Here is a 24,160-nt window from a genome sequence, read left to right on the forward strand (position 1 = left end):
GGCTACTTTGCGCCGCCTTCCGAGGCGTGCTCGCCGAGCGCCCACTTCGAGAAGCGGATCTGGATGCCATAGGGCGAATGCGCCTTGAGGATCTCCATCATGCCGTCATAGGTCTCGGCACGCGCCCAGTCCTGCTGCAGCTCGAAGGCGAACTGGCACGAGGTGATCGGCACCGCGCCGGCCTGCACCGCGCGATCCATCGCTCGGTTGTGCGCTTCGAGAGACAGGTCGCCGCAGGCATCGGCCGGGATGTAGATCTCGTAGCCTTCGCGCAGCATGTCGAGCGTCGGGAACAGCACACAGGCCTCGGTCCAGAGTCCCGCGATGATGAACTTCTTGCGGCCGGTCGCGGCGACCTGCTTGCGGAAGCCGGCATCGAGCCAGGAGTTCATCGCCGTGCGGTCAACGATGTCGTGCTCCGGAAACAGCTCGGTCACCTCCGGCATGAACGGACCGGAGAACGAGTCCTTGGCGACCGTGGTGAGCACGGTCGGGATCTTGAACAGCTTGGCCGCCTTGGCGACGATCTGGATGTTGTTGAAGACGCCGAGGCGATCGTGCGACTGCACGCCCTGATACATCGCGGGCTGATAGTCGATCAGCGCGACCGCGCAGTTCTGCGGGGTCAGCATTTCGAGCTTCGACATGAGAATCTCCGTGACAGATTTGTGATGCGGGAGGACGCGCGAGGGCGTCAGCCCTTGATGAAGGCCAAGAGGTCAGCGTTGATGGTCGCGGCCTCCGTGGTCGGCATGCCGTGCGGAAAGCCCTTGTAGGTCTTCAGAGTGCCGTTCTTCAGGAGCTTGGCCGACAGCGGCGCGGAATCCGCGTAAGGCACGATCTGGTCGTCCTCGCTGTGCATGACCAGCACGGGCAGCGTGATCTTCTTGAGATCCTCGGTGAAGTCGGTCTGCGAGAATGCGACGACGCCGTCGTAATGCGCCTTGGCGCTGCCCATCATGCCCTGGCGCCACCAGTTCTGGATCACGGCCTCGGACGGCTTGGCGCCGGGCTTGTTGTAGCCGTAGAACGGCCCAGCGGCGACGTCGCGATAGAACTCCGCGCGGCGCGTGGCGACCTGGGTCTGGAAGTCGTCGAACACGGACTTCGGCAGTCCGCCCGGATTGGCCGCGGTCCGGACCATCAGAGGCGGCACGGCGGCGATGATCGCCGCCTTGGCCGCGCGGCTTTCGCCATGACGCGCCAGATAATGCACGACCTCGCCACCACCGGTCGAATGGCCGACATGGATCGCGTTCTTCAGGTCGAGATGCGCCGTGAGCGCCGCGAGATCGTCGGCATAATGGTCCATGTCGTGGCCGTCAGCGACCTGGGCCGAGCGGCCATGGCCGCGGCGGTCATGGGCGACGACGCGAAAGCCGTGATTGAGGAAAAACAGCATCTGCGCATCCCAATCATCCGCTGACAGCGGCCAACCATGGCTGAACACGATCGGCTGGCCGGAGCCCCAATCCTTGTAGTAAATCTCTGTGCCGTCATTGGTTTTCAGAACGGGCATGATTTTCTCCTGCGCGCCAGCCATGCGGTCGCACAACGAATTTCGTGTCGCGATCGCCAATGCCCGGTGCTATGCAATCTCATGTGCATCTGCACAATGACCCGAGGAGGCCAAAGCACTGGCTCCAGAAGGCCAAGGGATGGCTCAGCAGATTCGAACCACATCGTCGTCCTGGATGCGCGGCGTCGCGACGACACTGAACGAGCAAGGTCTGGATGCGGCCGCGCTGTTCGCCGACGTCGGCCTCTCGATCGACGATCTCGACGATTGCGATCGCCGCTGGCCGACCGAGGCACTGAGCCGGTTGTGGGTGCTGGCGGCGGAGCGTTCGGGCAATCCGGACATCGGGCTGGCAAAGCTCGATGCGCCGCGGCCTGACAACTATGGCGTCGCCGGCTACGCCATGATGTCGAGCCCCACGCTTCTCGCCGGGCTGACGCGCCTGATCCGCTACATGTGCCTGGTAAGTGACGCGGTGACCATCACGCTCGAGCAGGGCAATGGCGGCCGCTGGGTGCGGACCGACGTGTTCGGTGGTGAATGCCCGATTCCGCGGCAGCGCTACGACTACGGCGTCGTCAATCTGCTCAATCTATGCCGGTGGATGCTAGATCGTCGCTTGACGCCGCTCGCCACCCGCTTCTCGCACGCTGTGCCGTTGTCGATTGCGTCCTACAACAGGGCGTTCCAGTCCCCGCTCGAATTCGATGCGCCCTTCAACGGCTTTCTGGTGTCGGATCAGGATCTCGCCTGCAAGCTGACGACCTCGGCGCCCGAGCTTTCGGCAATCCACGATCGGATCGCCGACGAGGCGCTGGAGCGCCTGGTCAAGACCGACACCGCGCATCGCGCCCGCACCGCGATTGCCAAGCTGCTGCCCGACGGCAGCCCGTTGCGCTCGGCCATTGCCGCCGAGCTCGGCTTGAGCGATCGCACCTTCCAGCGCCGGCTCGCCGATGAAGGCCTCTCCTTCAGTGATCTCGTCGACGATGTCAGGCGCGAGCTCGCCCAGCGCCATCTCGCCGATTTCCGCATGACGCTCACCGACATCGGCTATCTGCTCGGCTATGCCGACCAGAGCACCTTCTTCCGCGCATCCAATCGCTGGTTCGGCGAATCACCAGGCGAATATCGCGCCCGCGTGATGGGGGGACATCAGCAGGAGATCGCCGCCGCGCGGCTGATGCGCACGGCTCGAACCAGCATCGGGTGATCTCAATCAGTAGAACCGGTACAGATGATGCACCGGGCCGTGGCCATGCCCGACGGTGAAGCGATCGGCCGCCGCGATGGCACCGGAGATGAAGGCCTTGGCATTGCGCACGGCCGCCTCGAGGCTCTCGCCCTTCGCCAGCCCTGCGGCCACGGCCGACGACAGCGAACACCCCGTGCCGTGGGTATTCTTCGTCGCAACGCGCGGTGACGCCAATGCGATGCAGCCATCCGCGGTGATCAGATAGTCGGTGCTGTCCGTGCCCTGCCCGTGGCCGCCCTTGATCAGCACGGCCGGACAGCCGAGCGCGAGCAGCCGGCGGCCTTGCGCCGCGATCGCCTCGTCCGAGGTCGCGACCGGCTCGTCCAGCAGCGCGGCCGCCTCGGGCAGGTTCGGCGTGATCAGCGACGCCCGCGGGATCAGCCCGCGGCGCAGCGCGTCGATCGCATCCTCCGGCAACAGCCGGGCACCCGACGTCGCCACCATCACCGGATCGAGCACCACGTGTGACGGCGTCCAGCGCGCAAGGCTTGCGGCAATGGCGTCGGCAATCGGCGCCTGCGCCACCATGCCGATCTTGACCGCGCCGACGGCGAGGTCGTCGAACACCGCATCGATCTGCGCGGTGACGAAATCGGGGGGCACCAGGTGCACCCCGGTCACGCCCTTGGTGTTCTGGGCGGTCAGCGCCGTCAGCACCGAGGCGCCATAGACGCCGAGCGCCGCGAAGGTCTTGAGGTCGGCCTGGATACCGGCTCCCCCGGAGGAATCCGAACCGGCGATGGTGAGTGCGACGGGGGTGCTCATGCCCCTTCCTAGCGCGGGCCGGCCGCGCCCGGCAAGCAGGCCCGGCCACCGGAGAAAGCGTATCGACTTCGCCGGAAAACGCTATATTGAGGCGAAAGATGCCTTCCGGAGACAGCCCGCAATGGTTCCCTTCTTCGTCCAGATCAAGTGCAAGCTTGGCCAGTCCTACACGGTCGCCAATGCGCTGGCGGAAGCCGAGATCGCCTCCGAGATCTACTCGACGGCGGGAAATTATGACCTGCTGGTGAAGTTCTACGTCGACAATGCCACCGACATCGGCCACTTCGTGAACGAGAAGGTCCAGGTGCTGCCGGGCATTCAGGACACCCACACCATCATCACGTTCAAGGCCTTCGGCGCCACCTAGCGACGAGCTCGTCCAAGCCCGGGACGGCCTGCCCGTCGGCCACCTACCTCACGACAAAGGCGCCCGTCGTGACCGACGGGCGCCGAGGTCCTGAAAATGGGTCAAGCATGGTTTCGTCATGAAAGACGGTGGGCGGCCGGAGGTCTGTGTCCGCCAGTGCGCGTCAGCAGGCTGAAAAGCCGGACCTTTCGATCGCGAGGGGTCATGGGGGGACCGTCGAACGGCCCGGCTTTCCTTTCGGGCAACTTGGCGATAGGCGTCTATAACCGGTGCGCGGAGCATCGGGTCAAGGCGGGCGACCGATCCGATACGGTCGATCAAGAAGTTGAGACGAAAACTCAAGAATGACTGCGGCGCCGTGTGAAGAGTGAGATCAAAGCCGTTTCGTCCCTGCTGCCGAGCTATGGCTTTTCCGCCGAGCAGATGGACACCGAGACCAACATTGCCGCGTGGCGTGAGGCCACGTCGACGTTCTTCGAGGTCGACGAGCTCGCGGCCGGCGAGGCCGCTCCGTTCCGGGCGGACGTCCTGTCCTACGCGCTTGGCTCCGTCCTGCTCGGATCGGCCCGTGCGAGCGGCCAGCGGTTCCGGCGATCGGCCGAGACCGTCGCCCGCAGCGGCGTGGATCACATCATCCTGCAGCTCTACGTGGACGGCAGCTATGAGGGCGTCGCTGGCGCCTCGCCGATCCGGGTCGAGGCCGGCGACCTCTGCGTGCTCGATCTCGCCCAGACACTCGAAACGCGCGCGACCCCGTTCGAGAACGTCACGTTGGTGGTGCCGCGTCCGATGTTCGATGCGCGCCTGCTGCAGGTCGACGACCTGCACGGCCTGGTGCTGCCGCGCAGCGGCGCGCTGGCGCCGCTGTTGGCGCGGCATTTCGGCGCACTGCTCGACTATGCGCCGCGCATGAGTTTCGACGAGTGCCAGGCCGTGGTCGAGGGCACGATCGCGCTGATCTCGGCCTGCCTGCGCGGCGAGCTCGAACGCCGCGATGCCGACCGCAGCGTGACGCCGGACGCCTCGCTGCTCCGCGTCCGCCAATATATCGAAGCGCGGCTGTCGAGCCCCGAACTCAGCGCCGACGCCGTGGCGCTGCATTTCGGGATGTCTCGCGCGTCGCTCTATCGCCTGTTCGCGCCGATCGGCGGCATCGCCGACTACATCCGCCGCCGCCGACTGCACCGTGCGTTCTTCGATCTCGCGGGAACCGGATCGCGGGCGTTGCGCATCAGCGAGGTCGCGCGGCGCTGGCAGCTCGGTACCGATGCGCATTTCACGCGGCTGTTCAAGACCGCCTACGGCATCACGCCGAGCGCCGCGCGCGAGGCCGCCATGCTGGGCTCGCCACGCCTGTCGGTCGACGCGGACGCCGAAACCGCCTCGCCGCTCAGCCGTTGGATGCGAGGGATAGCAGCGCCCCGGACCGGGGAATGAGCGCGACGACGGCCGCCGAGTGCGGATCGTCGTCCTCGGTTGCGCCGTCCTCAGATGCGTCTTCGGCCGGCTGCGGCTCGTCGGCCTCGGACGCAGCGCGCGCGATCTCCAGATGCTGCTCGAGCTGCTCGACCGGCATCGGCCGGCCCAGCAGATAACCTTGCGCGAAGTTGACGCCGAGCGCGCGCAGTTGCACCAGCTGCTCTTCGGTCTCGACGCCTTCGGCGGTGATCTGGATGCCAAGCCCCCGCGCCAGCGTCACGACCGACGAGATGACGGCGGCACTTTCGTCGCGCACGCTCAGATTGGCGACGAAGGACTTGTCGATCTTGATCTTGTTGAACGGGAACGCCGTCAGCGAACGCAGCGACGAATAGCCGGTGCCGAAATCGTCGAGTGCCAGCGAGATGCCGAGGCCCTTCAGCCTGTCGATGAAGCTCTCGTTCTCGGCCGCGCGCTCCAGCAGCACCGACTCCGTGATCTCGATCTCGAGACGCTTCGGATCGAGGCCGGACCGCGCGAGCGCCGACTGGATGACGTCGAACAGCTCCGCCTGCTTGAACTGGACGGGCGACAGATTGACGGCGATCTTGACGTCGTCGGGCCATGCGGTGGCGTCGTCGCAGGCGCGACCGATGATCCATTCGCCGAGCGGCACGATCAGGCCGGTCGACTCCGCAAGCGGGATGAACTTGTCCGGCGGCACCAGCCCCTTGACCGGATGACGCCAGCGCACCAGCGCCTCGACGCCGCGCCGCTCGCGCGTCTCGGCGTCGTAGAACGGCTGATAGTGCACCTCGAACTGGCACTGCGCGATGGCGTCGCGCAGATCGCCCTCGAGCGTGTTGCGCGCCTCGAGCTCGGCCGACATCGCATCGTCATAGAGCGTGTAGCAGCTGCGGCCGGCGGATTTCGAGCGGTAGAGCGCGAGATCGGCCTTCTTGAGCAGGTGCTCCTGGTCGCGGCCGTGCTGGGGCGCGAGCGAGATGCCGATGCTGGTGCCGATCTCGACCCGTTGCCCGGCGAGCTGGAACGGCTCGGCGATCAGCTTGGTGATGCGCTGCGCAAGCTCGATCGCGGCGGCGCGCTGGTCGGCGGATCCGGCCTGGATCAGGGCGAACTCGTCGCCGCCGAGCCGGGCCAGCACGTCCTCGTCGCGCAGTTGCGATCTCAGCCGCTGCGCGACCTGCACCAGCAGCTCATCGCCGGCGCCATGACCGAGTGAATCGTTGACGTTCTTGAAACGGTCGAGGTCGAGCAGGAAAACGGTGAAGCGGCCGTTCTTCTCGTCGTTGATGCGCTCCATCTCCTCGAGGAAGAAGGCGCGGTTCGCGAGGCCCGTCAGCGCGTCGGTCTGCGCCAGCTCGAGCACGCGGCGATTGGCGAGCGCGAGCTGCAGGGCGTTGCGGCTCGACAGCGCGAGATACACGGCGAGGAAGATCGTCGTCGCCATGCCGGCCGCATACAGCGCCAGTGCGCGGTTGTGGCTCGCCATCAGGCTGCCGCCGGCGGGCGCCGCCTGGAACACCCAGTCGGCATCGCCGATGCGCAAGGTCGTCGACCAGATGCTGGGGTCCGCGGGCCAGCGCTGCGGGTCCACGCCGGAGGCGTTGATCACGCGTTCGGGCGGCAGAAGGTTGATCGCAAGCGCCGGACTGTTGGGATTGTTCGCGCGCACCGACTGCAGCAGCGTCGGCAGGTCGAACACACCGATGATGAAGCCGCTGAGATTGCGCCGGCGGTCGGCGACCGTCGTGCGCGACGTCCCCTTGGCGTAGACGGGGATGCCGATCATGACGGCGTTGTTGCGCTCGTTCTGATTGATCAGGTTCTGACGCGTGCGCAACGCGCCGATCACGTCGTAGTCGCGCGACTGCTCCAGCACGGCGCGATGGTCGGGAATGCTCCAATAATCGAGGCCGTAGACCGGCGAGGTCTTCGCCTCGGTGGAGAAGTAGACTGGATAGTATTCGTCGCTCTCCGGCGCCACCGTGCCGTCGGGATAGGACTTGATGCGAAAGGCGGGAACGCCATCGGTGATCGCCGCCGCCTCGTATTCGCCGCGCTCCTTGCGCTTGATCCGCGGCAGCCAGGCCAGGCGGAGCATGCCGCGATGCGCCTCGAACAGGCGCGCGCTGAAGGTCTGGTACTCGCTGCGGGTAATGTCGTCGTTGGCGGATTCGAAGCGGGTGCGCAGCGCGGTCAGCCGGCTGACATATTCGTTGACGCCGTTCTGGACCAGAATCGCCTGGGCTTCGGCCACGCCTTCGAAATCGGTGCGCGCCAGCCGGTTTTCCCAGCGTCCCACGGCAACCGTCCCGACGACCGACAGCACGACGCCGACGCATGCCGCGATGATCGCAGGGCGATAAAGGCGGTATCGCGATAACGACGCGCGCAGCCTCTCCCGCCCGCTACCGCTGCGAGCATCATCCTTTTCCGGCAGCGTCGGTGCGCTGTACTCTTCAACCTGCAATATGGCCCCCGCCAAACGGCTGCCCCTCACCACGATGCGGCCGATGCTGGCCGCGGTAAGTTAAGGACGGTCAAAGATGATCCGTTGTGGAGTACCAGAAACCGGGGCTTGGTTAACGGCTGACTGTTGAGGGCCGCCCAAAACGCGATCAAGCGCGGGCTACGTCCTTAGCGAGGTCTTCATTCAACGCGCCTAGACTGAGTTGTCATCCAGCGTACCCGAGCATCGAAGATCGCAATGAACTGGTTTTCAAGCCTTCGGATCTCCATCGTTCTCATCCTGATCGCCGGCGTGCTCCCGCCCGGGCCTGCGCGCGCCGACGAGCTCGGCGTCACCAACGACTCCATCATGTTCGGCCAGGTGGCGGCGCTGGAAGGCCCGTCGGCCGCGCTGGGCCAGGCGGCGCGCCAGGGACTGCTGGCAGCCTTCAACGAGCTCAACGCCAAGGGCGGCGTCTACGGACGCAGGCTCAAGCTGGCGAGCCGCAACGACGGCTACGACCCCGATCGTTCGGTGGTCGAGACCATCAAGCTGATCTACGAGGATAAGGTGTTCGCGCTGATCGGCGCCGTCGGCACGCCGACCGCGATGGCCACCGCTCCGATCGCGGCGTCGAACGACGTCCCCTTCATCGGGCCGATCTCGGGCGCCGAATTCCTGCGGGCGCCCGAATTCCAGAACATCGTGAACATCCGCGCGAGCTACGCGGCCGAGGCGGAAGCCTCGATCAAGTACCTCACCGAAGAGCTTCACCTGACCCGGATCGCGATCTTCTATCAGGATGACGCGTTCGGCCGCGACGTGCTGGCCGGCGTGAAGACACATCTCGATCGCCGCGGCCTCGAGCTCGCGGCCGAAGGCACGTTCGAGCGCAACACGCGCGCGGTCGGCGCGGCGCTCAAGGTCATCCGGCGCGCGGAGCCGGAAGCGGTGATCCTGGTCGGCACCTACGGCCCGTGCGCCGAGTTCATCAAGATGGCGCATCGCAGCGGCTTCAACCCGACCTTCACGGCGGTCTCCTTCGTCGGCGGCAACGCGCTCGCCAAGGAGCTCGGCCCGGAAGGCCGCGGCGTCATCGTCTCCGAGGTGGTGCCGTTTCCGTGGGACACCGACCTCCGCATCGTCGCCGACTATCAGGCCGCGATGAAGACGCTCGATCCGAGCCAGACGCCGGACTTCATCGGGCTCGAGGGCTACATCACCGGCCGCCTGGTGGCCCGCGCCCTGGCGATGACCGGGCCTAACCCGACCCGCGCCGAGCTGCTGCGCATCATCAACGAGGTCGGCCAGTTCGACATCGGCGGGCTGGTGGTCAGCTTCGGCAACGCGCGCAAGGAGAATCCACCGCCGGTGTCGCTGACGGTGATCCAGAGCGACGGCAGCTTCAAGCCGATCTGATCCGCGTTGCGCGCCGGCCGAACTGATCAGCCCGCGGGCTTCTTCGGCTTCGGCGGGCCTTCGACCGGCGGCAGCGATTTCAGATAGACCGCCATCGCCTTGCGATCCTCGGGCGTGAGCTGCGAGGTGTTGCGGATCACCCGCGCCATCGAGCCGCCGGCGCTGTCGCCGTCCGGCAGCTGTCCGGTCTCGAGGAAATAGCTGATGTCGCTCTCGCTCCAGTCCGATAGGCCCTTCTGGGTGATGTTCGGCACGAAGCCCTGACCTTCCGGATCGGGCCCACCCGCCAGACGCTGCGCCGAGACGATGCCGCCGAGCGCATTGCGCGGGCTGTGGCATTCGGCGCAATGGCCGAGCGTATTGACCAGATAGGCGCCGCGATTCCACTCCGCCGGGCGCGAGGCGTTGGCGGCAAAGGGCTTGTCGTCGAAGAACAAGAGCTTCCAGACCCCGACGGTGCGGCGGATGTTGAACGGGAATGGCATGTCGTGCGCGCGCGAGGCCCCGGCGACCGGCGGCAGCGTCTTCATGTAGGCGAAGAGATCGCGGACGTCGTCGATCTTCGCGGCCGCGTAGGAGGCATAGGGAAACGCCGGGTAGTAGTGGCTGCCGCCCGGCGACACACCCCTCACCACCGCATTGACGAACTCGGCCTCGCTCCAGCGCCCAATGCCGTCGGTGGGATCGGGCGAGATGTTGGGCGCGTAGAACGTGCCGAACGGCGAGGTCAGCGGCAGCCCGCCGCCGAGCTTCAGTCGATCCGGCTGGTTCGGGACGGCATGGCATGACGCGCAGCCGCCAATGTTGAACATCTCCTGGCCATTGGCGAGATCAGGCGCCCGTGTCGCCGCAGCGAGCACCACGGTCGACGGGCTCGTCAGCCACCAGAATATCGCAAGGCCCGCGGCACCGAGCACACAGACAGCAAGCAGAAGGCGTCGCAACATGGTCGCTCCGTCACGGCGGGGAGGATGTCGTGGTTTTCGTCGCAAGCTCCAAGGCGTCGTCGGCGATCGATACGACAGGACGCACGGGCGTACAAACAAAACAGGCGCACAAACAAACGGGGCGAACGCGCAGCACGCGTTCGCCCCTCGCATGAGATCACATCAGGTCAGCTGGCCTTGAGCCGGAAGGTCTCGTGGCAACCGCCGCACTCCTTGCCGATCGCCGGCGCGGTCGCCTTCAGGCTGTCGAGATCCTTGATCTTGGCCTTGGCCTCGGTGACCACCTTGGCGAAGCTGTCGATCTTGGTCTTGAAGCCGGCATGGTCTTCCCAGATCTTCGGCGACGGGCTGTAGTCGCCCTCGAACTTCGCGCCCTTGACGCTGGCGGGATACATCGTCGGCAGCTTCTTGGCCGTCTCGTCGAGCTGCGCCAGAGCGGCATTGACCGCGGCCTGGTCATACGGCTTCTCGCCCTTCACCATGGCGATGAGAACACCGCCGAGGTTCTTGGCGTTGGCCTTCATCGTGTCCTGGCTATGCTTGACCAGATCCTGCTGTGCCATCACGGCGCCGGCTCCTAGCAGCAAAGCTGCGACAGCCACGACAGTCCGCTTCATCAATTCGCTCCTTTGTTGTCACAATCCCGTCCAGCCCACCTGAACGGGTCGCTCGGTTAGATCAACCCCTCAGCCCGCGGATTATTCCGGAATTGAGGCGGATATCGGAGAGGCTACGGAGGGAGAGTACTCAGAGACTATGACGGCGATGCTGCTCCCGGATCGCAATCCAGACGCGCTCCGGGGTCGCCGGCATGTCGATGTGATCGATCTTGTACTCGCGCCAGAGCGCTTCGACGATCGCATTGACCACAGCCGGGCAGGAGCCGATCGCGCCCGCCTCGCCCGCGCCCTTGACACCCATCGGATTGGTCTTGCAGGGCACGTTGTGGGTCTCGAAGGTAAAGGACGGCGCGTCGGCGGCACGCGGCAGCGCGTAGTCCATGAAGCTGCCGGTGACGAGCTGAGCGTCGGAGTTGCTGTAGACCACCTGCTCCATCAGCGCCTGACCGATGCCCTGCACCGCACCGCCATGCACCTGGCCGGCCAGCAGCAGCGGATTCAGCGTCACGCCGAAATCGTCGACGATGACGTAGTTGACGATTTTGATGATCCCGGTCGCCGGATCGATCTCGACCTCGGCCACATGCGTGCCGTTCGGATAGGTGCCGTCGGCGCTGGCGAAGGTGGCACTGCCGTTGAGCTTGGCGGGATCTGTGCCCGGACGCTTGGCGAGATCGGCGAACGAGATCGCCCGGTCGGTGCCGGCGACGCGGATCACGCCGTCGGCGATCTCGAGATCGCCGAGGCCGGCCTCGAGCGCTTCCGCCGCGATCTGCTTGAGCTTGTCGCCGAGCTCATGGGTGGCGCGCTGCACGCTGACGCCGCCCGACGGGATCGAGGCCGAGCCGCCGGTGCCGAGGCCGGTCGCGATTTCGGCCGTGTCGCCCTGGTGGATGTGGACGCGCTCCGGCGGCAGGCCGAACTGCTCGGCGACGATCTGGGCATAGGCGGTCTGGTGGCCCTGCCCGCTCGACTGCGTGCCGATCAGGATGGTGACGTCACCATTGGGATCGAGCCGCACATTGGCGGTCTCCTCGCCCATGGTGCCGCAGACCTCGACATAGCTCGCGAGCCCGATGCCGCGGATCAGCCCGTGCTTCTTGGCGGCCTTGGCGCGCTTCGGAAACTCCTTCCACTGCGCGATCTCCATCGCGCGCTTGAGATGCGCGTTGAAGTCGCCGGAATCGTAGACCTTGCCGGTCGCGGTCTTGTAGGGCAGCGCGCGCGGCGGAATGAAGTTCTTGCGCCTGATCGCATCGACGCTCATGTCGAGCTTGCGTGCGCAGGCATCGACCAGGCGCTCGATGACATAGGCCGCCTCGGGGCGGCCCGCGCCGCGATAGGCGTCGACCGGCACGGTATGGGTGAAGATCGTGCGCACCCGGCAGTGGAAGGCCTGGATGTCGTAGAGCCCCGGCAGCATGCCGGCGCCGCCATGCGGGATATAGGGCGCGAAGGTCGAGAGATAGGCGCCCATGTCGCCCATCAGGTCGACGTCCATCGCGAGGAACTTGCCGTCCTCGGCGAGCGCCATCTTCGCGGTGGTGACGTTGTCGCGGCCCTGCGCGTCGCCCATGAAATGCTCCGAGCGATCGGCGGCCCAGCGCACCGACTTGCGCAGCCGCTGCGCGGCGACCGCGAGCAGCGCATATTCCCGGTAGGGAAACAGCTTGGTGCCGAAGCCGCCGCCGACATCGGGGCAGATCACCCGCATCTTCTCGGTCGGGATCTTCAGGACGTTCTGGCACAGAATGTCGCGCAGGCGGTGGCTGCCCTGGCTGCCCGCCGTCAGCGTCAGATGGTCGCGCTTGGTGTCGTATTCGCAGACCGCGGCGCGCGTCTCCATGAAGCTCGCCACCACGCGCGGATTGACGATGCGGATCTCGGCAACCGCATGAGCCTTGGCGAACGCCGCCTCGGTCGCGGCCTTGTCGCCGATCGCAACGTCGAACAGAACGTTGCCCTTGTGCTCGGCCCACACCTGCGGCGCGTCCGGCTTGATCGCGTTCACGACGCCGGTCACGGCCGGCAGCGTCGTCCACTCGACCTTGATCGCCTCCAGCGCGTCGCGCGCGTGATCGAGCGTATCGGCGACGACGAAGGCGATGGCGTCGCCGACGTGGCGCACCTCGTCCTTGGCGAGGATCGGATAAGGCGGCGCGGTGAACGGATCGGTCTCGAGATTGAACAGGCAGGGCAGCCCACCGAGCTCCGCGGTGTCGGCGGCGGTCAGAATCAGCGCCACGCCCGGCAAGAGCCGCGCCTGGGTGACGTCGATGGTGAACTTGGCATGGGCATGCGGCGAGCGCAGCACCAGGGCATGCAGGGCGGACGATGGCGCGAGATCGTCGGTGTAGCGGCCCTTGCCGCGAATCAGCGCGTCATCCTCTTTGCGGAGAACGCCTTGTCCGACACCGAACTTGATTGGAGCTGCCATCTGGTTTCACTTCCCGCTTGCATTGTCGCAACTATTGGACGGCATATTGCAGCGGAACGAGGACTCGCGCAAACGCCATATGGCCGGCGCCGCAACACGCGCGGTCAACTCTCGGCAGGCATGCCAGCAAGCGATGCTGCAGCGCAAACCTCAGCGCCGCACCAGCGCCTTGAGCCAGCGCGGGCCGAACAGAACGAGAATGGCGCCCACATAGATGACGGCGCCGACGATGATCAGCAGACCGAGAACGGCTTCATCCTGCATGCGGCCGAGCGATGCGAGATGGGTCGATGCCACGAAGGCCGTCGCCCACAACGTTGCCGCGAGCACCACGCCAGTTCCAGCAAATTTCATCAGCGACATGGTGAGCCGCCGATCGAAACGCAGATAACCCTTGTGCACGGCGAAGCCGAGCACCAGCAGCAGGTTGATCCACGCGCCGACAGCCGTCGCCAGCGCAAGACCGACCTGCGCGAGCGAGCCCATCAGCAGCACCTTGAGCACGACGTTGGCGGTCAGCCCCGTAAGCGAAGCCTTCACCGGTGTGGCGGTGTCCTTGCGCGCATAGAAGGTCGAGACCGCGCTGCGAATCATCACGAACGGAATGAGCCCGACGGCATAGGCGGCGAGCGTCGCCCCCGCCGCCGCCGCATCGCCCTTGGTGAAGGCGCCGCGCGCGAACATCGCGCGCGTGATGACGTCGGGCACGGCGAGGAACGCGGCGACGAACGGCACCGAGAACAGCAATGTGAACTCGAAGGCGCGGCGCTGCTGCTCCATGGCGCCCTCTTGGTCATTCGCCGTCAGCCGCCGCGACATTTCCGGCAGCAGCACGGTGCCGATGGCGATGCCGATCACGCCGATCGGCAGCTGGTTGAGACGATCGGCGTAATACAGCGCCGAGATCGCGCCTGCCGGCAGGAACGTCGCGATGATGGTGTCGGCGAACATCGCGACCTGCGTGCCCATCGAGCCGAGCGTGGCGGGCCCCAGCGCCTTGAAGAAGGCGCGGATGTCGTCGTCGAGCTTGAGCGGCGCAAAGCGCGGCAGCCCGCCATGGCGGGCGAGATCGCCGGCCAGCAGGAAATACTGCAGGAACCCGGAGATCAGCACGCCCCACGCCGCGGCATGGCCGGCGGTCGGGAAGAACACCACGAGCGCGAGCGTCGCCATCATCGCGATGTTGAGGAAGATCGAGGCAGCCGCAGCGCTGGCAAAGCGCTGCATCACGTTGAGCATGCCGCCATACAGCGTCACCAGCGTGATGAGCAGCAGATAGGGAAAGGTGATCCGCGTGAGCGTGATCGCCAGGTCCCGCTGCACCGGATCGTCGGTGAAGCCGGGCGCCAGGATCGTCATCGCCTGCGGCATGAACACCCAGGCCAGGATCAAGAGCACGATCTGCGACGCGAGCAACAGCGTGAAGATGCGGTCGGCAAACAGGCTCGCCGACGCCGGCCCCTTCTCGCCATGGACATGCGCATAGGCCGGCACAAAGGCGGCGTTGAACGCGCCCTCGGCGAAGATCGCCCGGAAATGGTTGGGCAGCCGGAACGCAATGAAGAAAGCGTCGGCCACCGGCCCGGCGCCAAGAATCGCCGCCAGCATGATGTCGCGGGCAAAGCCGGTGAGCCGAGACAGCAGCGTATAGCCGCCGACCGTGAAAATGCGTCCGAGCATGGGGGGCTTCTAGAGCATTGGGCGGGGAGTTTGAAGCAGGGAACGTGGGCGATGGCCGCCTGGGGCCAAAGTGTGGCGACACGGTCGCGGCCCCCTCTGCCCGCTTGCGAGCCCAAGGCTGGTTCAGATCATCTCCCACCTGCGAGGGCGTCGGCCCAAAACCTTCCCCGCTCGCGGCAAGACAATCGCATATCATGAAACGAGGTATGGCTGCCCCTCGCTTCAGCCCCGGCGGCCTCTTTTCAGCCAGCTCAAGTCCCTACGACACTACATACCTGCCCCACGCAGGACGGCTATCCCTTCCGCCTGAGCCATCTGCATTGCGTCGAGGCTCTTCCCGCCCATTCTCGCAATTGGGATACCCATCGAGGGGCGCAGCATCGACCCGAAGCTGAAATTCTCAGGCCCTTCTTGATTTTCCCAGCCCTTGCTAATTACTCCATGGACATAAACGCCTTCCTTATCGAAAATTGGGCCACCGCTCATGCCACCTGGAATTTTGGCGCCGAATGAGAAGCATGGCCCCGGCGTCGATACATCCCGCTTGATCAAATTGTCCGGAAAGAACTGAATGATTTTGCCCACCGAGCCATGCAGATCGAACTGTGGCTGTGAGATGAAAATCTGCCCTGCAGCATTCACGTTGAGTTCGAAATCCGACATGTCTGCATAACCAAGCGCATGCGCTTCCGATCCTACGCGCATGCCTACGCCGATCAGGCCCGACTGCACGAGCGTCAAAGGCTGGTGCGGATAATTCGTGTTTGTCCGCGCCGGCACCTTACATATCGCAATGTCATAAGTGATTTTGACATCAACACCCCTGAACGAGAATGGCGCGTCGCGAGGCTGCGCCATGAGCATCGACCACTCGAAGGGATAGAACGCGAAGCCTGGGGCTTGGAACAGCGGATTGTTCGGCACGAGCACGCCGAAAGCGAGTCCTTGCGTCTCAATGACTTGCCCCTCAGCCTCGCGCACGTTTCCATACCGTCGGTCAATCGGATCGGTGATGACATGCGCTGCGGTGACCAACAACCCTGAGCAACTAATGAAGAACGCAGTGCCTACGCATCGTACTCTACGTTCGCCATTGGCGACGGCGACGACCGGCACAATGCTTTCGCCTAAGGCGGACCTGATCGTTCCGCCGATAGGGGGTGTTTGGGTTAAGACAATGTCGTCACGAACAGCAAAAAACTCCTGTCCAGATCGTTCTGGCCCCAAGAGATCCAGCCCTTTCATATCCACAATGGCGTATGCGCCGTCTTGCTGTTGCCGCCAGAAGAGTTTCAAGATTTTCATGCGATCCCCATCGCCGCAGCAAGACACTGGAGTAGCCCGTAGGGCGAATTGCCATCCGCCCTACTCGCTGCGAGCGTCAGCGCCTCGTTTTCAGCGCCCCCTTGTCGACGTACGGGAAGGGTAACGTCATCCGGAGCATGAGAACGAGATTGAAGACGTAGGTCAATAACACATAAATCAGTGCCACTGTGGACCAACGTCCAAGGGATGGATGCTGCCAAATGTCATAGATGAGAGCCAATGAACCGCGAAGGAAGCTGCGATCGCGATGCAAACCATTACAACGATGAGAAGCGCAGCAACAATGACAAACGCTTTTCCGTGCCATAATCCGAATTGCCAGCGGTCGTGCTCGCGCGGAATGTAGATCCTCACGTTGAACGCGGTTGGGATGATAAACACGCCGAAGTGCTTTAGTTCGGATGCTACGGTTCCTTCGGCTACCGCTGAAGCGACATGTAGCGCAGCATCTCGCGAGTAAGTCAGTGTAGCCATGAAGACAGCCGCGGTGGAAGAGACCGCCAAAAGTACTTCACGAATTCCTTGGATGCTTTTCAATTCAACGCTGAAGAGCGAGCTCTTGGCATCCGGAGACACGAAGCCTACAATTAAAAAGGCGATGACGGCAGCTTGCAGCGCGAACAGCTTTAGAAGCCATTCCTCCTGCTGCTTTACCTGTCCAGCAATGGCTTCTACGAACGAATGATCGAAGAAGTCGTCGGCTCCATGTTGAGTGAGCGCCTCTCGCACGTCTGCCTGGATACGCTGCTTGTAGGTAAGCCACTTCGTGGGAAATTTCATAGCTGCACCGGCATTCGGACGAGAGAGACGTCGCTCTAGGACTTCAGGCTGCGGAAGCGTTGAGCGATTTCGCTATCGAGAATCTGTTGCATCAGGTCGCGAGCCTTGCTCGCCTTCGTCGTATCCTCGAAGAGTGGCCTCACGGACGGGGATTTTCGCTCTTGCTGGAGGTTGAAGCCAGGCAGGATCTGCCCATTGGGCACCTGGGTATCAGCGACTGTCGTGAGCTTCCACGGCATGCGTCCCTCCTCTGCGACCATCATACTAAGGTAGCATGAGATGCCGCCTTGGAGTCCAATATTCGCCCAATGCAGGCTCGACGGCCCGTCCGATCCATCCTTGGCGCCGAGCGTGCGGCTTTCGCTCCGGCATGGGGCGTCTCAGCACGCAGGGGTGAACTAGCGGACCGGATCTGTCCCGCCGGAATTCAGATGGCAGCCTGCGTGACATGCTGATCGAGGCTGGAGGCAGGTCAGTCAGCGGGCTAACACGAGGAAAGCCAAAGCAGGGGACCAGCTTTCCGGCCAACTCGGTTGATAGTGCGATGCGGTCTATCGCCCCGCCTGCTGAACCCGCGTTGCGTCGTCCAAATCGCGCGCGCCAAAAAACTCATTTCGCGCACCACTTCAAGCGCATCCCCCGATCCGCCCCGTGCCGGAAGAATATTCCTCTTTCCATTTCTCCGAAATCATGATTGTATGCGCCCGTCCCGTCTCGATCAGAGGGGCGCTTCGCGGTCGTCACGGACGTTGAGGCGGGATGCGGTGGGCGTGTCGATGTTGCAGCATGGTTCTCCATGCCGACGAACGACATCGATGCGCACGGTCAAGTCGCGTGGTCCTGGCATCCCGATGCTGATGCCAAGTCGGTGCTGATGCGCAAAGGCGCAGTGCCGATGACGGTGGCCAAAAAGCCCGGAGCACCGGGGAGAACGCGAAGCAGCCGTTCCAACCATCGCGCGGGGAATGCCGGGATGTCTCGGCTGAACCTGTGGTTCCTGCCGCCTGCATTTTTTTCCGCAGGCGGGCCATGGGTGCGGCCAGCGCCCGGCATTCCCCGTGCCCTCTGCATGTTTGCGAGGGACGAACTGATCACAGGCCTCGGGCACCAGGTGCCGCGAGAATGCGCCGCTATGTCGATCGCTGTTTGAGATGTAAATTGGAATGCGAGCAACGCGGCCGTAGGTGGGCAAAGCAGCCGCCCGCAGGGCGGTCGCGTGCCCACCGCGCATCCGCATCGGTGGTGGGAATGGTGGGCACGGCGCGCGATAGCTCGGCGAAACAAGCCGTCAGATGGGCGCGCCTTTGCCCACCCTACAGAGAGCCGGCCGTTAATCTCACCGCTGTCATCCCGGACAAGCCGGCCGACGCGAAGCGGCGGCGGGCGCAGATCCGGCATCCATACGCTGTGCAGCTGGTGGGGTGCGCGGAACGGGCCGCCTGCCCGTTGCGGAGATCACGCGGTATGGGTCCCGGCGTTCGCCGGGACGACAGTGTTGGTTGGGACTGTCGGCGGGGCAGATCGCCCGCCGGGGCTGTGAGCCGCGCCGCTGCAAGCGGCGTGACGTCAACGATGCCTTATGCCTCAGCCCTGAAGTGCGCCGCGCACGACGTCGATGATGCGCACCTGCGTGGCTTCGTCGAGATAGGCGTGCATCGGCAGGCTGATGACATCGCTGGAGAGCTGCTCGCTGACCGGCAGGCCGCCATCGGCGCTCGGGAAGATGCGGTAGGCGGTCTGCTGGTGCATCGACTTCGGATAGTAGATCGCGGTCGGGATGCCCTGCGCCTTCAGCGCCGCAGCGAAGGTGTCGCGATCGACGCCCTTGGGCAGGCGGATGGTGTATTGCGCCCAGACCGAGGTGCAGCCCTCGACGAGACGCGGCACCTTCACGACATCGGCCAGCGCGGCCGTGTAGCGCTCGGCCACCTTATTGCGCGCGACGATCTCGTCCTCGAAGATCCTGAGCTTCTCGATCAGGACCGCGGCCTGGATGGTGTCGAGCCGCGCGGTGAGGCCGAGGCGGACGTTGTCGTATTTGTCGCTGCCGCCGCCATGGGCGCGCACGCTGCGCAGGCGCTCCAGGAGGCCGGCATCGTCGGTGAGGATGGCACCGCCGTCGCCGAAGCAGCCGAGCGGCTTGGCCGGATAGAAGCTGGTCGCGGTCGCCAAGCCGAAGGTGCCGATGCGGCGCCCCTTGTAGCTGGCGCCAAAGCCCTGCGCGGCGTCGTCGAGCACGAACAGGCCATCGTCCCCAGCGATCGCGGCGACCGCATCGTGGTCCGCGCTCTGTCCGAACAGGTCGACCGGGATGACCGCCTTCGGCTTGAGACCGAGCCGCTTGGCGGTTGCGATGCCGCGGTGGAGCGAGGCCGGATCGATGTTGAAGGTGTCCTCCAGCACGTCGACGAACACCGGCGTGGCGCCGGTCAGCGCCACGGCTTCGCCGGTCGCGCAGAAGGTGAAAGACGGGCACAGCACGGCATCGCCCGGGCCGATGCCCTGGGCCATCAGCACCATCAGCAGCGCGTCGGTGCCGCTGGAGCAGCTCACCGCGTATTTGGCGCCGCAGAATTCAGCCAGCTCCTTCTCGAGCTGGATGATTTCGGGGCCGCCGAGAAACTGGCAGTGCGCGAGCACGCGGGCAACCGCCTCATCGAGCGACTTGCCGAGCCGCTGGCGCTGCGCGGCAGTGTCGATGAACGGAATGGGCTGATGGCGCAGGTGCTGGTTCATGAGCTCTGACACATGTTCGGATCGAGAAAAGAGGGTGAAGCGGAGCCGTGGCCGGCTAGCCGGCCACGGCGCGACGCTTGGTAGCAGCCGCCTCGGCGGGACGATGGCTCGAGGTCTCCAGGCACTGCGTGGCGATCGCCAGACTCGCGACGCCCTCGTCGCCGGTGACCGCGGGCGCCGTGCCCGAGCGCACCGCGTGCAGGAACGCGATCAGCTCGGCGCGCAGCGGCTCGTCATGGCCGACCGGCAGATGGCGCATCGAGTAGCTGCCATCCGGCTTGAAGCCGAAGCACTCGGTGACCTGGCGCGTCAGCAGATCGCCCATGATGTACTTGCCGCGCGTCGCCACGGTGACGTTGCGCGCCTTGAACGGCGTCAGCCAGTTGGTGTTGATGTGGGCGAGCACGCCGGAGGCGGTGCGGAACTGCAGGAGCGCGATGTCCTCACGCTCCGCCACCGCACTCGACAATTGCGGCTGCACCTCGATGATGTCGGATTCGGTGAACCAGCGGATGAGGTCGATGTCGTGCACGGCGAGATCGATGACGACGCCGACATTGGACATGCGCGGCGGGAACGGGCCGACGCGGGTGATCGCGATCGACAGGAGGTCCTCGCCGGCGATCGCCTTCTTGATCGCGGCCACCGCCGGATTGAAGCGCTCGACATGGCCGATCATCAGGGTGACGCCGGCGCGATGCGCGGCCGAGACGATCTCCCTGCCCTCGTCCACCGTGGAGGCGATCGGCTTCTCGACCATCAGATGCACCTTGCGGGCGATGCAGGCGAGCGCGAGCTCATGATGCAGGTGGGTCGGAGCCGCGACGGTCACCGCATCGACGCCCTCGGCGACGAGTTCATCGAGCGTCTCGAAGGTCGGGCAGTTCGCAAGCTCGGTGACGCGGCTGCGATGCGCCGGCAGCGGATCGACCACGCCGACCAAGTGCACATCGGGCAGTCCGGCGAGCACGCGGGCATGGTTGCTGCCCATCACGCCGGCTCCGATGACGCCGACTCGCAGCGCCTGCCTCAGCTCGGCCTTGTGGCCCGCCCCCTTGGAACTCATGTCATCGACCCCATCAATGTCCCCGGATTGCGACGTCACGGATTGGCCATGACGGTTAACGAACTGCAAATCACCGGTCGAAGCTCTCCTAGCATGCCGGTTGAAGCGAGGCGAATGCGGAAACCTTTTTCAGGACACGATTTGATTCAGAAAGTTACATCGGGCGCGGACGAAAACCGCTGTCTTTTGAACGGCGTGTGCGATGCCCTTCACGTGTGGCAAGTGCCCTGTTCACGCGTCACGACAGGCCGCGGACAGAACGGTTGCGGCGCCTTCACGCCTGCGTGTTGGCCGCAGCCGGAGGTAACGCGGTGGATCCCGCCAGCGAAGGAGATCACGTCACATCGCGGGAGAACACCCATGACCCTCAGCCTCGCCTCGCTCCGCTACGCCTCATCCTTCGCCGTGCTGCTCGCCTCGCTTACCCCGTGGTCGCCGTCGGTGGCCGCCGTGGATCGGCCTGTCGTCATCGAGCTCTTCACCTCGCAGGGCTGCTCCTCCTGCCCGCCTGCAAATGCCTATCTGAACGAGCTGGTGCGGCAGCGCCGCGACGTGCTGCCGCTCGCCTTTCACGTCACCTATTGGGACCGGCTGGGCTGGAAGGACCCGTTCTCATTGCCGGCCGCCACCGATCGCCAGGCCCGCTACGGCAGCCGCTTCGGCGACGGCTCCTACACGCCGGAGATCGTCGTCGACGGGGTGACGGGTCATGTCGGCTCCAACAGGGCCGAGGTGGGAGCCGCGATCGATCGCGCCAGGGGCGCGAGCGCGACGGCGGCGCCGGTCAAGCTCGCACGCGATGGCGACAAGCTCGCGGTCGAGGTCGGCGGCGGTGAAGGACGTGGACGCGTCGTGCTGGTCGGCTTCGATCATCGGCATGAGACGGCGATCCGCCGCGGCGAGAATGACGGCCGCACGCTGGAGGAGCTGAACGTGGTGCGCTCGGTGCGCACGCTCGGCGATTGGAGCGGCACGGCGCTGCGCCTCACCGAGCCGATGCCGGAGGGCGAGGATGCGGCCGTGCTGCTCGAAAGCCCGGAGGGGCGCATCGTCGGTGCCGCGCGGCTATAGCTTCGACCGCCTGTCAGGCGGACGCGCAGGTGCGACGCCAGAACAGGCGGTAGCCCTCCTCCACCTTGCGCGTGTAGGTCTCGACATTGCCGGCGGCGGAGCTGCCAACCATCGCCGGCAGCTCCGTCCGCAGCTTCGCGAGAGCCGCAGGCTGCGCGGCCTGCTTCAGGGCGATGGCGATGTAGCCGTCGTCGTCCTCGGCCACGAAGTCGCCGAGCCCGACCGCCGTGTTGATGGCGGCTGCCGCGCGCGCTGCCGCGCCGTGGCCGAGCTTCGCGATCACGGGGACGCCGGCCTGCAGCGACTCCCAGGTGCTGACGCCGCCATTCTGCGGAAACGGATCGAGCGACATGTCGATGCCTGCGAACTGCGCGATGTGCTGATCGCGCGTCGACAGGCCGAGGCACGTGATGCGCTCCTGCGCGATGCCATGCGCGACGAAGCGGGCGACGAGGCGGTTGCGCAGCAAGGGATCATCGAGCGCTCCGTTCTTGATGACGATCCGCGACTCCGGCAGCGCTCCCATCAGCCGCGACCAGAGCGCGAGCGCGGGCTCGGAGATCTTGTCGATCCGGTTGAAGACGCCGAATGTGACGTAACCGTTGCGCAGCATCGGCAGCGGCGTCGGCTGCCATCCCGGCACCGGATCGGTGGTGATCACGGCCGGCAGGTCGTAGACCTGCTCGGCGAACAGATGACGTGCAGCTTCGGGCACGGTCACCGGATCGGCGAAGAAGTAGTCGATCGTGGGGAGGCCGGTGCCGGTGCCGCTGCCCCAGGCCGTGACCTGGACCGGCGCCGGCTTGCGGGCGAACACCGGCAGCCGGTTGCCGGCGGAATGGCCGGAGAGATCGACGAGGATATCGACCTGATCGGCCTCGATGCGATCGCTCAGCTCCTCGTCCGACATCTGCCAGGCGTCGACCCAGAGGTCGGCGGCCGCGCGGCACTGGTCCGTCATCGTGTCGCGCAGCGGCGAGCAGGAGTAGCAGATCACCTTGAACGCGGCGTGGTCGTGATGACGCAGCACCGGCAGGAACACCAGCGCCGCCGAATGGCTGCGGAAATCGGACGAGACATAGCCGATCGTCAGGCGCCGCTCCGGATCACGATCCCGCACCGGCGGCGGACGGCGCGCGACCTGGCTGCCGATCCTGGTCCACCATTCGCGTCTCGCCGCCTGATGCTGGGCGAAATCGGTGTCTGGCATGAAGTCGAGCAGGAAGATCCTGGCGGTGATCGCATCGCCATAGTCGGGCTTGAGCGCGAGCGCGCGCTCGAAGTGCTGCAGGGCCGTCGTGAGATCGCCCTGCTTGCAGAAGCATTCGCCGAGCCAGGTCCAGGCGACCTCGGACGCGGGATTGATCTCCAGCACCTTGCGGCAAGCGTCCATCGCCGGCGCGATGTTGTCCCTGATCACACTGAGCTGCGCGAAGCCGAGCAGCGCCACCTCCTGTCGCGGATCGAGCGCCAGCGCGGCCTCGAAATCGGGCATCGCCTTGTCGAAACGTCCGGCCTGCTGATGCAGCCGGCCGCGCTGTGCCAGCACTTGCGCGGCGTTCGGCTTGATGGCGAGGGCAGCGTCGAAGGCCGCCAGCGCCTCATCGGAATGGCGCAGGGCGATGCTCGCGAGCCCCTTGCCGAACATCGCCTCCATGTGGCGCGGGTTGAGCGACAACGCGCGATCGAAGCTCTGGTTGGCCTCCGTGTTGCGACCGAGCGGAAGCAGCGCCATGCCGCGATTGCAATAGGCGTCGGCATAGTCCGGCTTGAGCGCGATCGCCCGGTCATGCGCGGCGATCGCCTCCTCCGGCCGCCCCAGGCGCATCAGCGTGTTGCCGAGACCCGTGAGCGCCACGAGCAGATTCGGCTTCAGCGCAATCGCCCGCTCCTGGCATTTGCGCGCGTCCTCGAAGCGTTTGCGGTTGAACAGCGCGAGGCCGAGATTGGAGAGCGCCTCGGCATGCCGCGGCTCGATCTCGACCGCCTTGGTCAGGGCCTGCTCGGCGAGATCGGGTTGGCCGCCGTCGAGCGCCGTGACGCCGAGCAGGTGCAACGCATCGAAATGATCGGGCAGCAGCGCCAGGATCTGGCTGCAGATCGCCTGGGCTTCGGCGTGACGGCCGGCACGATACGCCGCCACGGCGCGCGGCATGAGCTCGTCAGCCTGCTTGCGATGCTTCTTCTGCAGTCTCGCATTCTGGAAGGCGCGAGAGCCGACATTGCTTGCCAAGAGACTTGCCTCCACGGGCGGCGTGCAGATCGCGGGAACGCAGTGAC

At 65.4% G+C, this 24,160-nt stretch carries 20 protein-coding genes; 6 read left to right on the forward strand and 14 right to left on the reverse strand.

What is annotated here, in order from left to right; genetic code table 11:
• Window positions 1–2 precede the first annotated feature (2 nt).
• Together QX126_RS18020 and QX126_RS18025 are read right to left on the reverse strand one after the other, a co-directional pair.
• Complete coding sequence (locus tag QX126_RS18020; protein WP_315712755.1) at window positions 3–647, reverse strand: hydrolase; 645 nt, start codon at window positions 645–647, stop codon at window positions 3–5.
• Between the two features lie 47 nt (window positions 648–694).
• Window positions 695–1,519 (reverse strand): alpha/beta hydrolase, encoded by an 825-nt coding sequence (locus QX126_RS18025; protein ID WP_315782674.1) that lies wholly within the window; start codon window positions 1,517–1,519, stop codon window positions 695–697.
• Window positions 1,520–1,658: 139 nt separating this feature from the next.
• Between QX126_RS18025 and QX126_RS18030 the strand changes: the two genes are divergently transcribed.
• The gene (locus QX126_RS18030) at window positions 1,659–2,732 is read left to right on the forward strand and encodes an AraC family transcriptional regulator (protein WP_315773354.1); all 1,074 of its coding nucleotides are present in this window, start codon (window positions 1,659–1,661) and stop codon (window positions 2,730–2,732) included.
• A 6-nt stretch (window positions 2,733–2,738) separates the two neighbouring features.
• Here QX126_RS18030 and thiD read toward each other — a convergent pair whose 3' ends face one another.
• Window positions 2,739–3,539, reverse strand: coding sequence for a bifunctional hydroxymethylpyrimidine kinase/phosphomethylpyrimidine kinase (gene thiD / locus QX126_RS18035; protein ID WP_315777143.1), 801 nt, complete (start codon window positions 3,537–3,539; stop codon window positions 2,739–2,741).
• Window positions 3,540–3,660: 121 nt separating this feature from the next.
• On the opposite strand from thiD, the gene QX126_RS18040 reads away from it, so the two are divergent.
• A complete protein-coding gene (locus QX126_RS18040) occupies window positions 3,661–3,906 on the forward strand; it encodes an Lrp/AsnC ligand binding domain-containing protein (RefSeq protein WP_172112765.1) in 246 nt (81 codons plus the stop codon).
• A 372-nt stretch (window positions 3,907–4,278) separates the two neighbouring features.
• Entirely contained in the window at window positions 4,279–5,343 is a 1,065-nt protein-coding gene (locus tag QX126_RS18045; RefSeq protein WP_315782886.1) for a helix-turn-helix domain-containing protein, read from the forward strand.
• Here QX126_RS18045 and QX126_RS18050 read toward each other — a convergent pair.
• Entirely contained in the window at window positions 5,297–7,819 is a 2,523-nt protein-coding gene (locus tag QX126_RS18050) for an EAL domain-containing protein (protein WP_315782676.1), read from the reverse strand. The genes QX126_RS18045 and QX126_RS18050 overlap by 47 nt on opposite strands.
• Window positions 7,820–8,056: 237 nt before the next feature.
• Here QX126_RS18050 and QX126_RS18055 point away from each other — a divergent pair, with 237 nt between their 5' ends.
• Window positions 8,057–9,217, forward strand: a complete 1,161-nt coding sequence (locus QX126_RS18055) for an ABC transporter substrate-binding protein (RefSeq protein WP_315738874.1) — start codon at window positions 8,057–8,059, stop codon at window positions 9,215–9,217.
• Between the two features lie 26 nt (window positions 9,218–9,243).
• On the opposite strand, the gene QX126_RS18060 is transcribed toward QX126_RS18055, so the two are convergent.
• The 7 genes from QX126_RS18060 to QX126_RS18090 form a co-directional block, all read right to left on the reverse strand.
• Window positions 9,244–10,164, reverse strand: a complete 921-nt coding sequence (locus tag QX126_RS18060; RefSeq protein WP_315782678.1) for a cytochrome c — start codon at window positions 10,162–10,164, stop codon at window positions 9,244–9,246.
• Between the two features lie 167 nt (window positions 10,165–10,331).
• On the reverse strand, window positions 10,332–10,781 hold the full coding sequence (locus tag QX126_RS18065) for a cytochrome c (protein ID WP_315738876.1): 450 nt from the start codon (window positions 10,779–10,781) through the stop codon (window positions 10,332–10,334).
• Window positions 10,782–10,911: 130 nt separating this feature from the next.
• Window positions 10,912–13,221 carry a xanthine dehydrogenase family protein molybdopterin-binding subunit gene (locus QX126_RS18070; protein WP_315782680.1) on the reverse strand — a complete coding sequence of 770 codons (2,310 nt, stop codon included), beginning with the start codon at window positions 13,219–13,221 and terminating at the stop codon, window positions 10,912–10,914.
• A 150-nt stretch (window positions 13,222–13,371) separates the two neighbouring features.
• Window positions 13,372–14,901 carry a murein biosynthesis integral membrane protein MurJ gene (gene murJ, locus QX126_RS18075; protein ID WP_315782682.1) on the reverse strand — a complete coding sequence of 510 codons (1,530 nt, stop codon included), beginning with the start codon at window positions 14,899–14,901 and terminating at the stop codon, window positions 13,372–13,374.
• Between the two features lie 267 nt (window positions 14,902–15,168).
• A complete protein-coding gene (locus tag QX126_RS18080; RefSeq protein ID WP_315782684.1) occupies window positions 15,169–16,206 on the reverse strand; it encodes a trypsin-like peptidase domain-containing protein in 1,038 nt (345 codons plus the stop codon).
• 177 nt (window positions 16,207–16,383) lie between these two features.
• Window positions 16,384–17,007, reverse strand: a complete 624-nt coding sequence (locus tag QX126_RS18085; RefSeq protein ID WP_315782686.1) for a hypothetical protein — start codon at window positions 17,005–17,007, stop codon at window positions 16,384–16,386.
• A gap of 35 nt (window positions 17,008–17,042) precedes the next feature.
• Window positions 17,043–17,246, reverse strand: coding sequence for a hypothetical protein (locus QX126_RS18090; RefSeq protein WP_315782687.1), 204 nt, complete (start codon window positions 17,244–17,246; stop codon window positions 17,043–17,045).
• A 557-nt stretch (window positions 17,247–17,803) separates the two neighbouring features.
• Between QX126_RS18090 and QX126_RS18095 the strand changes: the two genes are divergently transcribed.
• On the forward strand, window positions 17,804–18,157 hold the full coding sequence (locus QX126_RS18095; protein ID WP_315782689.1) for a hypothetical protein: 354 nt from the start codon (window positions 17,804–17,806) through the stop codon (window positions 18,155–18,157).
• A gap of 434 nt (window positions 18,158–18,591) precedes the next feature.
• Here the strand turns inward: QX126_RS18095 and QX126_RS18100 are convergent, their stop codons facing one another.
• Both QX126_RS18100 and QX126_RS18105 read right to left on the reverse strand, forming a co-directional pair.
• Window positions 18,592–19,743: a DegT/DnrJ/EryC1/StrS family aminotransferase gene (locus QX126_RS18100; RefSeq protein WP_315782690.1), complete on the reverse strand. Its 1,152-nt coding sequence runs from the start codon at window positions 19,741–19,743 to the stop codon at window positions 18,592–18,594.
• 55 nt (window positions 19,744–19,798) lie between these two features.
• The gene (locus QX126_RS18105) at window positions 19,799–20,809 is read right to left on the reverse strand and encodes a Gfo/Idh/MocA family oxidoreductase (protein WP_315777136.1); all 1,011 of its coding nucleotides are present in this window, start codon (window positions 20,807–20,809) and stop codon (window positions 19,799–19,801) included.
• A 360-nt stretch (window positions 20,810–21,169) separates the two neighbouring features.
• Between QX126_RS18105 and QX126_RS18110 the strand changes: the two genes are divergently transcribed.
• The gene (locus tag QX126_RS18110) at window positions 21,170–21,880 is read left to right on the forward strand and encodes a DUF1223 domain-containing protein (RefSeq protein ID WP_315782692.1); all 711 of its coding nucleotides are present in this window, start codon (window positions 21,170–21,172) and stop codon (window positions 21,878–21,880) included.
• Between the two features lie 13 nt (window positions 21,881–21,893).
• Here QX126_RS18110 and QX126_RS18115 read toward each other — a convergent pair whose 3' ends face one another.
• On the reverse strand, window positions 21,894–24,113 hold the full coding sequence (locus tag QX126_RS18115; protein ID WP_315782693.1) for a tetratricopeptide repeat protein: 2,220 nt from the start codon (window positions 24,111–24,113) through the stop codon (window positions 21,894–21,896).
• Window positions 24,114–24,160: the final 47 nt, after the last annotated feature.

It is taken from the genome of Bradyrhizobium sp. SZCCHNPS1003, from assembly GCF_032381555.1.
Lineage (GTDB): Bacteria > Pseudomonadota > Alphaproteobacteria > Rhizobiales > Xanthobacteraceae > Bradyrhizobium.